The organism is Brevibacillus choshinensis, from assembly GCF_001420695.1.
Lineage (GTDB): Bacteria > Bacillota > Bacilli > Brevibacillales > Brevibacillaceae > Brevibacillus > Brevibacillus choshinensis.
In genome coordinates this window covers 1923779-1936971 of sequence record NZ_LJJB01000007.1, presented here as the reverse complement: position 1 = coordinate 1936971, position 13193 = coordinate 1923779, and the positions used below count along the sequence as shown (strand labels likewise).

The 13193-nt window shown below is 47.6% G+C and carries 12 protein-coding genes; 11 read left to right on the top strand and 1 reads right to left on the bottom strand.

All coding sequences use genetic code 11. From position 1 onward, the window contains the following. Window positions 1-9: 9 nt before the first annotated feature. Window positions 10-1722, top strand: a complete 1713-nt coding sequence (locus AN963_RS09145) for a hypothetical protein (RefSeq protein WP_055744171.1) — start codon at window positions 10-12, stop codon at window positions 1720-1722. Between the two features lie 271 nt (window positions 1723-1993). Here AN963_RS09145 and AN963_RS09140 read toward each other — a convergent pair whose 3' ends face one another. After that, a complete protein-coding gene (locus AN963_RS09140) occupies window positions 1994-2872 on the bottom strand; it encodes a 5'-3' exonuclease (protein ID WP_055744170.1) in 879 nt (292 codons plus the stop codon). A gap of 249 nt (window positions 2873-3121) precedes the next feature. Between AN963_RS09140 and AN963_RS09135 the strand changes: the two genes are divergently transcribed. From AN963_RS09135 to AN963_RS09090, 10 genes are all read left to right on the top strand, one after another. Next, window positions 3122-3322 (top strand): alpha/beta-type small acid-soluble spore protein, encoded by a 201-nt coding sequence (locus tag AN963_RS09135; protein ID WP_055744169.1) that lies wholly within the window; start codon window positions 3122-3124, stop codon window positions 3320-3322. A gap of 206 nt (window positions 3323-3528) precedes the next feature. Beyond that, window positions 3529-3786, top strand: a complete 258-nt coding sequence (locus AN963_RS09130; RefSeq protein WP_055744168.1) for a hypothetical protein — start codon at window positions 3529-3531, stop codon at window positions 3784-3786. 89 nt (window positions 3787-3875) lie between these two features. Continuing rightward, the gene (locus AN963_RS09125) at window positions 3876-4754 is read left to right on the top strand and encodes a M23 family metallopeptidase (RefSeq protein WP_055744167.1); all 879 of its coding nucleotides are present in this window, start codon (window positions 3876-3878) and stop codon (window positions 4752-4754) included. Window positions 4755-4771: 17 nt separating this feature from the next. Continuing rightward, window positions 4772-5587 (top strand): GTP pyrophosphokinase, encoded by an 816-nt coding sequence (locus tag AN963_RS09120; protein ID WP_055744166.1) that lies wholly within the window; start codon window positions 4772-4774, stop codon window positions 5585-5587. A 65-nt stretch (window positions 5588-5652) separates the two neighbouring features. After that, window positions 5653-6876, top strand: a complete 1224-nt coding sequence (locus AN963_RS09115) for a D-alanyl-D-alanine carboxypeptidase family protein (protein ID WP_055744165.1) — start codon at window positions 5653-5655, stop codon at window positions 6874-6876. 152 nt (window positions 6877-7028) lie between these two features. Beyond that, window positions 7029-7886: a glycosyltransferase family 2 protein gene (locus AN963_RS09110; RefSeq protein ID WP_055744164.1), complete on the top strand. Its 858-nt coding sequence runs from the start codon at window positions 7029-7031 to the stop codon at window positions 7884-7886. Further along, a complete protein-coding gene (locus AN963_RS09105; RefSeq protein ID WP_083496844.1) occupies window positions 7840-8619 on the top strand; it encodes a glycosyltransferase family 2 protein in 780 nt (259 codons plus the stop codon). Before AN963_RS09110 ends, AN963_RS09105 begins: the two co-directional genes overlap by 47 nt. 214 nt (window positions 8620-8833) lie before the next feature. Beyond that, window positions 8834-9541: a purine-nucleoside phosphorylase gene (gene deoD, locus AN963_RS09100; protein ID WP_055744162.1), complete on the top strand. Its 708-nt coding sequence runs from the start codon at window positions 8834-8836 to the stop codon at window positions 9539-9541. A 312-nt stretch (window positions 9542-9853) separates the two neighbouring features. Further along, on the top strand, window positions 9854-11353 hold the full coding sequence (gene glpK, locus AN963_RS09095) for a glycerol kinase GlpK (protein ID WP_055744161.1): 1500 nt from the start codon (window positions 9854-9856) through the stop codon (window positions 11351-11353). Between the two features lie 149 nt (window positions 11354-11502). Then, entirely contained in the window at window positions 11503-13170 is a 1668-nt protein-coding gene (locus AN963_RS09090; protein ID WP_055744160.1) for a glycerol-3-phosphate dehydrogenase/oxidase, read from the top strand. Window positions 13171-13193: the final 23 nt, after the last annotated feature.

Below are 13193 nucleotides of genomic sequence, written 5' to 3'. Positions count from 1 at the left end.
GTGGGGAAATTGATCATTCGTGCCAGTCGCGTGGACCGGTATCTGTTTGATACATATCTCGCCTCGTCGCGTACGGCTCAGGAATGGGTACAGGAAGCGAAGACGCATGCACCCTGGTTCGATTTGGAGCTATTTGCCGATTTCTTTCTCGTCTTTTATCTGGAGAAACCAGAGGTCGATTTGACGGAGGGAGCAACCCCGTTTCACCATTGGATGATTCGCACGCTCATGAAACAGTATTTTACTCGTATGATCCATCCGCGGACGGTAGGACAGGAAAGCGCTGCTTTCAAGACGGCGATTAAAGCCTTGCTCTGGTTGACAGAGACATTCGCAGAAGAAGTGCAGCAACGTGAAAAAGATCAAAAAATAACGCCGCTGGTAGCAGGACTTCAAGAGAAACAGGGGCAGGAGGGAACCCAGGAAGCGCGTCTCTCCGAGCTCTTGACGGAAAAGCAGGTCGCAAAGCTACAGCTGGTTGGGTATACTCTTCAGCAAGGCAAGCGCATGGTTGAGGACAAGCAGGATGCGTTGGACACCAAACCACTGGTACGGGCCGAGATCCAATCCTTGCAGGAAAGCATTGCACAAATGCGGGATGAAATGACCGTTCAATTTACGAAGCGCACTAAGCTGTTGCAAAAGGTCAAAAAACTGGAAGAAGATCTGGCTCAGAGAGAAAAGCAGCTCGATCGGCTCCACAAACAGGAAAAAGAGGCCATTGCCGCTTTTGAAAGCGAGTTAGGGCAGTGGCTGGAAAAATCGCTAAAACAATCCCTTTCCCAAGAAGAGCTCGATACATTATTCGTCGAAGAATTGTTTGCGGCTAGCCAACGGTTTGCCAATCGCAGCTGGGGGCATGACTTGGGCAAGCTACGCCGTCAGAGCTTTGAGCAGTACCTGAAATGGGTGGAAAAGCTGAAACGCCATCCGGATCTCGTTACTTTCCTAGAGGAAATCGGACGAAATGTCCACCATTTCCGAGTCAAGCGCAAAGAAATCCGTATGAAGCAATTACCTGAGGAGTACTATGATTTGCGCCAATCCGGAGATATTGCTCACATGTTGCCGGGAGAAGCGGTGTTACTGGCAGATCCCGATTACGAGACCTATTTCATGCTCAAATGGGTGGAGCAAAAGCTGATGACCTACGACACGTCCGGCTGGGTGGAGGAACCGCCAAAGGGACCCGTCATTTGCATGCTCGATACGTCACACTCGATGAGAGGACCCAAGCTTCGCCTAGCACAGATATTTGTCATGACTTTTGCCGCTCTCGCCATGCTGGAAAAACGTAATTTTGTCCTCCTACTCTTTGGTGCGAAAGGGGAATTACGTGAACAAGCGCTTGCTCACAAGAAACCGGATTGGGCAGCTTTTTATGGTTTGGCACAAATGGCTTTTGGTGGAGGGACACACTTTGATTCCCCGATGAAGCGGGGGATTGAGCTAGTTAATGAGGATAAGGCACTTCGTGGAGCAGATTTCGTCATGGTAACGGATGGGGTAGGGGGAATATCTCCCTATGTTCAAGACCAGCTGGCAGATCTGGGAAAACGAAAGCAGGTACGCTTGCACAGCCTCATTATTGGTTCCGCACGGCAGCATTTGGTGCAGAGCTATGATATCTTAGGCGTTTCTCACCGTGTCCGCTTTGCTACTACATGGGAGACTGATCAGGAGCAGACATCGGGAATGTTGCTAGATGTGTTTCACTCATAAATGAAAAATCTTGTTCGGGCTTGAGTCAAATCCATACAAAAGAGCGGCAACTCGGAACGAATCAATCGGTCCGTACTGCCGCTCTTTCCTATAGAAACAAGATGGAAGCGATTACCTGAACGGATTTTTTATGCCCTGACTCAACTGCTCGATCGTTTTGGAAATTCGCCCCATTCGTGTCTTCGCTCGTTTTGCGAACCATCTTACGGTGCCATCTTCCTCAGCTGGTACCAACTGGTGGTGATACTCTTTTGGAGCATGTACCTCTGTATCAGCCGACTCTGCTTACCATGGTACGGCCAAATTCAAGTTCTTCAAACTTCTCATGGACAACGGCACGATCATATTCCCAAGACGCTTCTTCAAATGAAAATTCGATTGGTACGTCACGAATGATCGTTGCGAGTTTTTGGCTCAAGTACACCTGATCACGGTGTTCTTCGAGCTTCCCGCGCATTTTTGGTGTGCAATGATGGAGGTTCGTATATAAACGATCGAGATCACCATGCTCGGTAATCAGCTTTGTTGCCGTTTTTTCTCCGATTCCTGGGCAGCCAGGTATGCAATCCGAAGTATCACCCATCAAAGCTTTTACATCTACCACTTGCTCAGGAGCGATGCCACGGAGGGTGAGTAAGCTTGCCGGGTTGTAGTGCTCGTGTTTCCCACCATTTTTCAAGATCTTCACGCTAACCAGATCAGAAACCAATTGCAGGCTATCGTAATCACCTGAGGCAATGACGACTTGATGTCCATCTGCGGAAAGGTTTGTGCTTAGTGTGCCCAATACATCGTCACCTTCATAGCCTGGACACCCCAGATTGGGAATGGAAAAAGCAGCCGTAACTTCTTTGACGAGATCAAATTGAGGAATCAACTCTTCGGGAGCAGCTTGACGATTTGATTTGTATCCATCGTACCATTGACTGCGCACGAGAGATTCACGGGAGGCAACATCCCAACCCACGATGAGGTGGGTAGGCTTGACCAAGTCTGCATAGTCCAACATCATTTTTGTGAAACCGTAGACGGCGTTGGTATAGACTCCTGTTGACGTTTGTCGGTAGCCACCTGCCCATGCAGAACCATAAAACGCACGAAATAAAAAGCTCATTCCATCAATGAGCAGTACTTTTCCGGATTGACTCACTGTTGTAGCTCCTCTCATAACCAACTATACGCAACATTATAGCATACGAGCCAAACTGGTCTTTGTCAGATTTTACAATTCGAAAACAGCGTATGCTTGCGAGCCGTGGTGGGATGATAGTATCACGAGAGGTGAACCAAACGCCTCTCGCACCAAATATCATCTTCCGGTCTCGACCGGCGAGAAGCAAATGCGCTGACGGTTCAACCCCGTCCCGGAAGACAAAAAACGCGTTGGGAGGAATCAATCATGGCTAACAACCAAGGTGGAACCAACAATCTGGTAGTTCCTCAAGCGAACCAAGCTCTGGATCAACTGAAGTATGAGATTGCATCCGAATTCGGTGTAAATCTCGGACCAGACACAACTTCTCGTCAAAACGGTTCTGTTGGTGGAGAAATCACCAAGCGTCTGGTGAGCTTCGCAGAATCGCAAATGGCAGGTCGCTAACGCCACGTGCTTCATCACAAGTAAATAGCTGGATGAAGAAAGGTCCCCTCGAGGGGCCTTTCTCTATTTTGGTTGAAAATAGGGATCTTTAAAACGCCCTTTCTTTGTGACATAGTGCAAACGCACAAGCACATCCGCGGACTAGTCATATGGTGTAACGAACGAATAACTAGGTACGTTTGTACATCTGAGAGGAGAGTCCGCGGATGAAACGAAAAGAAGTGAAACGTCTTTTGAAGGAGCATCCTGAGTTTGAATCCTGGCTGAGGGAAGACGACACCCGGGTCAAATCGGTTCGAAGTAATCCCAGTACGGCTGAAGATTTGTTTAAAAAGTGGAACGATCGCAAGAAAGGCAGACTTGATTTTGATAGCATTTCCCAAAAGACGAAGCGTGCCAGTGAAATGTTGAATGGCGTGCAATCCATTATGGACAGAGTGGCTGAATATACGAAAAAGATGTAAGAGGATGGAGAAGGCTTGCATTCTAGCCTTCTTTTTCTTTTTCCTTTCGCTTAGTCTTTTGTTATACTGGAAAATGGGAGGGAACGGCTATGTTACAATCAATGGTCGGTTTCATGCTGATGGCTGCCCTGACACTCGTGTCTGGGACAAGCACGTACGGCAAAGAAATCATCGAGGAAGTACAAGTTCAGTATCAAAAACAGCAGCCGCCATTGACCGTGATGCCAAGCACCACGTATCCAGGCGACGTTATTTTTGTGCGCAGTAATCGGGCACAGTCGGTTACGCTCTTCTCACAAACCTATCGCTTGCAGCCTTCCCAAGGAGAGTATGCCCGCTTTATTCCTATTCCCTTTCAAGCCAAACCAGGCACCTATCAGGTCCAGACAACGGACAAAAAGCTGGCCATTCCTTTGAAGATCAACGCCAAAAAATTTTCTGTAGATGTACTGACGGTCAGCAAACAGATGAACGATATGCGTCAGGACAACAATCGGATCAATGCAGATCAAAAGAAAATAAACGCCGCTCGTTCGCGATCGGCTCAAGTGCCGTACTTTACTGGACCGTTTACACAACCAGCTACAGGAACATTGACGACCCCTTTTGGCTATCAACGAGTGGTGAACGGCGTTCCGGCAAACCGACACTCTGCTATCGATATCGCCAACAAAACAGGAACCCCAATCTGGGCCAGCAACAATGGGAAAGTCGTTCTTGCCGATTCCTTGTACTTAACAGGCAATACCATTATCATCGATCACGGATTACAAGTTTTTTCCATTTACGCGCATATGTCCAAGCTTGAAGTCAAAACCGGTCAGGAAGTCAAGCAAGGACAAGTGATCGGACGTATGGGTACCACCGGATTTTCCACGGGACCCCATTTGCATTATGGAATGTTGATCGGGAACACCTATGTGAACCCGCAGCCTTTTTTTGAGGCATCACCTTTCCAATGGAAGTAATGAGAGGTGTAGAAACTATGAGAATCTCATCCGTGCCGAGTAAAGTACTAAATAATATGGTTCATTTCTTGGCACCTTATGAGCAAGCAGTAGATGAATTGAAGCTAAAAATTAAAGGAATCAAATACGGCTTTCAAAAGAGCGGTCGGTACTCGCCCATCGAATTCGTAGTGGGGCGCGTCAAAAAAGTGGATAGCCTGATGAAAAAGGCGAAGGAAAAAGGCATTGATTTTCAAGACGAAAACTGGCAGGAAGCAATCGCTCGGGAAGTATCTGATATTGCAGGCCTGCGAGTGGTTTGTCGCTATGTAGACGACGTGCGTGAGGTGCAACAGCTTCTCCAAGAGCGAGAAGATATCGTCATTCATGATATCAAGGACTATATCGCATCACCGAAAGATTCCGGTTACCGTAGCATCCATATGATCGCGTCTTACACGGTTTATCACGGAAGCGAAAAAATCAACCTGTTTTGCGAAATTCAGATTCGCACATTAGGCATGAACTTCTGGGCGACAAATGAGCATGAACTACGTTATAAATACTCGGGAAATATACCGGAAAACGTATTGGAACAACTGCAGGAAGCTTCCGTCATTACGCATCAGTTGGACATTTTGATGAACAACTTGCGCCAGGAAATTTTGACTCCCGCAGAGGTAGATCCGACGCTTGAGGATAAACTAGAAGAGATTTTCTCGTTGTACGTGAAACAAGATTTAGAAGCGGCATCCGCCTTGTATCGTGAGCATGTCAGAGGGTTTGAAGAGGCTTTCGCGGACAATCCGAAGTTCAAAATGATTTACGATCTGTTAGGAAAACGTCTCGGGTAGGGAAAGATAGGAGCAAGAACCACATGTAAATAGCGCGACAATGTATGGAAAGGATATAGACTAACATGCGTTTTCTTCTTACGTACCTTCTCGTTGTGGTCATGGCTCTCTGGAGCCCTGGCATACCTTTGGCTTTTGCAGAAGATGCGTCAAAGCTTTCATCTGACGCACTGAGCGGAGAGTCAGCGATATTGATTGATGCTACAACTGGACAAGTCCTGTTTGAAAAGAACCCCCATGAAAAGCTGTATCCAGCTAGTATCACGAAGATTGCAACTGGTATTTACGCCATCGAAAAAGGGAATCCTGACGATATTGTCACGGTATCCAAAAAAGCAAGGTATGAAGAGGGAACTCGCGTATACCTAGGAGAAGGCGAGCAGATTCCGTTGCGCAAACTGGAATACGGACTCTTGATGCATTCAGGAAACGACGCTGCGACGGCCATTGCCGAGCACATGAGTCAGACCACGGAACGCTTCGCAGACGAGCTGAATGCCTATTTGCTGGAAAAGGTCGGAGTGACCGAGACTCATTTCGCGAACGCGCATGGTTTGCATGATCCCAATCATTACACAACCGCCTCTGATATGGCAAAAATCGCTCGATATGCCATGACCAATCCTATCTTTCGAGAAATCGTGGGTACAAATCGGTTGCCTTGGGATGGGATGGAATGGAAGTCCGAGCTGATTAACCACAATAAGTTATTACGTGACTACGAAGGTGCGACCGGGATCAAAAACGGCTTCACGGATCAAGCCATGCATACGCTCGTAGGTTCTGCCAAACGAGGCAATACGGAGTTCATTGCCGTTACGATGAAGGCAGGGGCGAGTGCGTACGCTTACAAGGATGTTACAAAAATGCTCGACTACGGCTTTGCTCATTTCGATACAAAGCAGGTCGCGCCGAATGGGAAAGCGTACACACATGCTGCGGTGCCTGGCAATGATGCCCAGATTACCTACTCGACGATGGACAATCTTTATGCGACGGTTCCCAAGGGCACGGAGCCGCTTGTCGAACTCACGGATGATGGACATCTGCTGGTCCAAGCAGGTGATCTACAAATCACTTATCCACTGATGCGACATGATCCTCCGCAAGCCCCCGTAAACGAGAAAGCCATGACGTCGTCGCAAACGTTGAAAAAGCATCCAGTCGTAGAATACGGGCTGTTGTTTGTGTGGCTGGGATTAAATCTATTTATGATCAGCTATACCGTGCTTCGTACACGCAGATTCAGGCGAGTCCGGAGGCGTGATTTGCAACGGCGCGCGTATTAAGGAATTTGTTGGGATGTACAAGATAAAAACACAGGATTGAGGGAGCACACCCTCTTGTCCTGTGTTTTTTTGTGCAGAGATAGCCGTGTCCACTACGATAAATCTTGCGTATTGTAAGAATAGAAAGCCTTTTCCGTCGAGGGGGAATCGAGATGGACAACTTGCTAGACGATCGCCCCGAGGTGTCCGTCGTCATCCCAGTTAGCGACGATGCCAAAACGCTTCGGCAAATGCTCGAAAATGTGAATCGGATGGCCTTTTCCGCAGAGGTCATCGTGGTCTGTCCCACTTGGACTCGGATATCTGTTCCGCAAGCCTATTCCTCTAGGGTGCATGTCATTCCTTCAGACTCTTTTCACACGTATGATCAGGGCAGATCCCTGGGTTCTTACCATGCGAGAGGAGAAGTCGTCCTTTTTTTGGATGAAAGAGTCATTGTAGCACCTGCACTCCTGAAAAAGTATGTTACTGCTATAAAAAACGGTGCGGATATCGCCGTGACTGAATCGGCTCCGTTCCGTCCGGATAATAAGCTGGCAGCACCCCGTCAAGCGTATCGATTACTCAATCATTTGCTCGGACTTGTGGATTTTGGTGATAGTACGATGTCTAAAGTACCCTACGCCTGTAATCAAAGAGCACTTGAAATCATGGGGTATGAAGGACTTTGTACGCCTCCGGTTGGTTGGGTAAAAGCGGTCAAGGAAAAACTCGCGATTGTGAAAATCTCCCCGGAGCCAGCCATTCAATGGTGGAATGCTTCGAGGGACACAATGAAAAAAAGCAAGAGCCAAGTATTGCACGATCATACAAAAGCGATCAGAACCATTTTGGACGATATCGGGAGACGTGGCGGTTTGCCAGATGGAGAGCGTTATCGAAGCTTGTTAAAGGTGCCCGGACGACTTCATTTGCGTTCGGTCTTTTACCAGCAACCCAATGAAAGCAAAAGGGGGAAATGGGGTGGCAAACGAAAAAAGAAACAGACCAATGTCCGTAAAAAAAGGTAAAGGGATATCCTTTCGTCATCAGATCGAGAACCAGGATCGATTGAGTGTCATCATCTCCGTCCAGCAAGACGAAAAAACGATCCGGAAATTGATCAAGCAAGTAGAGAGATTGGTGCCCAAAGAAATATTGATCATTATTGATGGTAGTCAAGACCTGTCTGTGGATCTTATCTTGAACTCCTCGTCTTACGCACGTACCTGCTATATTTACTCTTTCCCACTAGGGGAGGAGCTATGGCGTTCAATCGGTGCAAAAGAAGCGACGGGCGATGTCTGGTTGTTTCTCGATGGGGATACTGTCATATCGGCAGAGGAATTGATGTCTTTTGTCGGCGCCTGCTATCGGGGAATTGATATTGCTTTGCGAAAAGAATCACCCCTTACACAGGCAGGAACCATTTCGTTAGCAAAAGCCTTTATGAACAGCTTAATCGATCAAGAACAACTTGGTGTCTCTTCCATGAGCGATCTTCCCCTGGCCATGACCCAAAAGGCTGCTTTGCGCATCGGTCTCGATCATTTGGTCACTCCACCACTTGCTCACGTCATTGCGATCGAAAAAGGATTGCGCGTAGAGGCAGTGCATCAAACAAAGGAAGAGGGGCTTGCAAAACAAAGAATCTCGAATAGTCATAACTGGATAAAAGAATCGACTTGTTTAGGAGATCATCTCGAGGCCGTAGCATATTGGAGCGATGTGAATAAAACGGACAGCGAAATGGAAAATAGGTAAAGATTCGTAGGAGGAGACGGACACCAGCATGAGCACAGTTTCCTCCGTTTGTTTTCTGCGAAAAAGACTACCTCCGTCGGCTAGGAATTGGTGCAACGTGCTAGAAGTAACAAGCATACTATCGCTCATCAGGCTCCCTCCCTTTGCAATGTTCGTCTTTTGTAGTACCATAACATGGTAGGTAATTTTTTGAAAGTAAAGGAGCAATTATTACATGAGTATTCATATTGGAGCAAAGTCAGGCGCTATTGCTGAAACCATCCTCTTGCCAGGTGATCCACTGCGGGCCAAATACATCTCTGAAACGTTCCTCGAAGGCGCAGAATGCTATAATAACGTGCGTGGCATGCTGGGCTATACCGGTACATATAAAGGCAAACGCGTTTCTGTACAAGGGACAGGCATGGGCGTGCCTTCCATCTCCATCTACGTTAATGAGCTGATGCAGTCCTACGATGTACAAAACTTGATTCGTGTAGGGACATGCGGTGCGATCCAGGAAGATATCAAAGTTCGTGACGTCATCATCGCGATGAGCGCGTCCTCTGATTCCCAAACCAATCGACTGCTGTTCAATCAGATTGATTTTGCGCCTACAGCAAGCTTTGAGTTGCTCCACAAAGCCTATCAAGTGGCAACAGAGCGCAAACTGTCCGTGAAAGTAGGGAATATCTTTACAAGCGACAGTTTCTATCGCGAAAGCATGGATCTCTACAAGAAATTGGCTGCCTATCAGGTTCTGGCTGTAGAAATGGAATCCTCGGCGCTCTATACGTTGGCTGCCAAGTACAAACGAAATGCTTTGTCCATTCTTACTGTGAGTGATCACATCTTGACAGGCGAAGAAACTTCTTCCGAAGAACGTCAAACTACGTTCAATGAAATGATCGAAGTGGCGCTGGATTCGGCTCTGCTGAAGTAATCTCGGAAGGAAAAAGGATTTTTTTGACAGTTTCTTTTCGGTGGCGATATAGTAAGTCTTAAGTTAATCGTGCTGTGGAGATTTGGAGACCAGCTAATATTTGCAAACAGGAGGCTTCGGCTTTCGGTTTGCGCGTATTAGCTTTTTTGTTTTCTTACAGGAAAAAGAGAGTAGGACACTGAATAGACTCCCATAGCTATTGAGAGGTAAAGTAATATCGGTAACACCGTTTTCAGATACAAGCAGGGATTTGCCTTGCCCAGGCATAAATAAAAGGAATCCTATTCGGTGACTTGAGGAGGAGCGGTACACATGGATCTAAAATACATGCTCTCGCTAGATCAGGGAACGACCAGTTCTCGTGCCATTCTATTTGATAAATCAGGAGCGATCATCGGGGTAGCCCAGAAGGAATTTACTCAGATTTATCCGAAGCCAGGCTGGGTCGAGCATAATGCCGAAGAAATATGGGAATCGCAGTTGGAAGTGTTGAAAGCGGTTTTACTGGATAATCATGTGAAACCAGAGCAGATCGCAGGGATTGGGATTACGAATCAGCGCGAAACGACTGTCGTATGGGACAAAAATACAGGCAAACCAGTTTACAATGCGATCGTGTGGCAAAGCCGGCAAACGATTGACATCTGCAATCAGCTAAAGGAGCAAGGCTATGAGCCAGTGGTGCGCGAAAAGACAGGCCTCTTGATTGACGCGTATTTCTCAGGCACCAAAGTGACGTGGATTCTCGATCACGTCGTAGGCGCTCGTGAAAAAGCGGAGAGAGGAGAGTTGTTGTTCGGGACGATCGATACATGGTTGATTTGGAAGCTGACCAATGGAAAAGTACACGTAACCGATTACTCTAACGCTTCTCGTACACTCATGTATAACATTCATACCCTTGAGTGGGATCAGGATCTACTGAAAATGCTGCGTGTACCTGCACAGATGCTGCCAGAGGCTCGCCCGTCCAGTGAACTATACGGTTACACGGATGAAAGGATATTCAGCTCCCCCATTCCGATTGCAGGAATTGCAGGAGACCAGCAGGCCGCACTCTTCGGTCAGGCTTGCTTTTCCGAAGGCGCCGCGAAAAATACGTATGGCACCGGCTGCTTTATGCTCATGAACACGGGAGACAAAGCGGTCACCTCCAAGAACGGGCTTTTGACCACGATTGCCTGGGGGGTAGACGGTAAGATAGAATATGCGCTGGAAGGCAGTATTTTTGTAGCGGGTGCCGCGATCCAATGGCTGCGAGACGGGCTCAAGCTGATTCGCAAAGCGGCGGATTCAGAAAAACACGCAACAGCTGTGGAAAGTACGGATGGGGTCTATCTGGTCCCTGCATTCGTTGGACTGGGAGCGCCTTATTGGGATATGGAGGCTCGTGGTGCCATCTTTGGACTTACACGCGGAACGACAGAGGATCATCTGATACGCGCTGCCCTGGAATCTCTCGCTTATCAGACACGAGATGTTCTGGAGGCGATGGAAGCAGATTCAGGGATCAAGCTGCAGAAGCTGGCTGTCGATGGTGGGGCTGTGGCCAATAACTTCTTGATGCAATTCCAGTCCGACGTTTTAGGAACCGTTGTCGAGCGTCCACGAGTCAACGAGACGACTGCCTTAGGTGCAGCATACCTTGCTGGTCTGGTTGTTAAATATTGGAATAGCAAAGAGGACATCATCACAAACAAGGTAGTCGAGCGATCTTTTGAGCCAGAGATGTCAGAAGAAACTCGGCAAAGTCTTTACGCCGGTTGGAAGCAAGCTGTGCAAGCGACGATGGGCTACAAGATTAGTCATTGATTTTTACAGAAATCAGGAATAGAGTAAAGATAAGTATATGAAGCGGTGGAGACATTGGAGACAGCCGGTATCGAAAGAGCAAATGCAGATGCGTTGCTTCTTTTGAATATGGCTGTCTTTGTTTTTGAATAGAAAGGATGAGATGTATCATGCATATCGATACGACATTGTCAGCCCTCCAGAGAACCACTTTTCTTAATCAACTGACGACAGACCGTCTTGACCTTCTGATTATCGGTGGAGGCGTGACTGGTGCAGGAATAGCGCTCGATGCAGCTTCCCGTGGACTTACGGTTGGGCTGATTGAAAAGCAGGATTTTGCCGCAGGTACGAGCAGTCGTTCGACTAAGCTGGTGCACGGCGGATTACGATATTTGAAACAAGGTGACGTCAAGCTGGTTCGAGAGGTAGGCAGGGAGCGAACGATCCTGTATCGTAATGCGCCGCATATTGTCGTACCGGAGAAAATGATCCTGCCAATCGTCGAGAAAGGAACATACGGGAAGATGGCGACATCGATTGGGCTCTACGTTTACGATCTCTTGGCTGGAGTGAAACGAAAAGAACGGCGCACCATGCTTTCCAAGAAGCAAACCACTGTAGCCGAGCCGCTTTTACGCACGGATATTCTCAAAGGGAGCGGAATGTACTACGAGTATCGGACGGACGATGCACGTCTGACCATTGAAGTCATAAAAACTGCTCGTACATTCGGAGCCAGCTGCGTAAATTATACAGAAGCGACGGATTTTATCTATGAAAATGGAAAAGTAATCGGCGTTAAAGGGAAGGACTTGATCACTGGAAAGGAGCTTGTCATTTTGGCCAAAAAGATCGTCAATGCGGCTGGTCCATGGGTAGATCGTCTCCGCGAGAAAGATCAATCGCTGTTTGACAAACGTCTTCATCTCACCAAAGGGGTTCATCTCGTCGTTCCGCATGCCCGATTACCTCTCAAGCAAGCCGTTTACTTTGACGTGGCAGACAAACGGATGATTTTTGCCATTCCACGAAACAAGTCTACTTACATTGGTACGACAGATACGGACTATCAAGGGGAGCTGGAAAGTCCACGTGTCACACAGCAAGACGTCGCGTACTTACTCCGCGCTACAAATGACATGTTCCCAAGCGTAAAGCTGACAGAGCAAGACATCACATCTAGTTGGGCAGGGCTACGTCCATTAATCCATGAAGACGGCAAATCACCATCCGAGCTCTCGCGTAAAGACGAAGTTTTTCACTCAGCAAGCGGACTCATTACGATTGCAGGTGGAAAATTGACAGGCTTCCGGAAGATGGCGGAGCGGGTCGTAGACATCGTGACAAAGGAATTGATCAAGGAAGAGGGCCGTGCATTCAAGTCATGCCATACGCATCAAATTGTGTTAGCTGGCGGCTCCTTTCCCTCAGCAGCTGCGATTCCTGATTTTATCCGTGTACAGGCAAAACGAGTACGTTCCTTTGGCATTCCGGAAGCATCGATTGCAGAATTAGTGGGGAAATATGGCAGAAATACAGATAAAATAGTAAAGCTAGCCCTAGAGTTGCAAAAGCAACGACATCCAGCAGAGGACGCAATGGCACTTGCCGAGCTACAATACGGAATCCGCGAAGAAATGGTTATGACTTTGCGCGATTTTCTGATCAGACGCTCAGGAAAGCTGTTCTTTGATCGTAAATCCATCGGTCGTGTCTATTTGAAAATAGCGGATGAAATGGCACGGACTCTGAAGTGGTCCGCAATCGAAAAAGAACGGGAAATAAAAGCATTTGAGGAGGAGTACCAACAGGTAAAATCATTTCAATTGGAGTGAGCTTTCGTTGGCAAAACAAATCG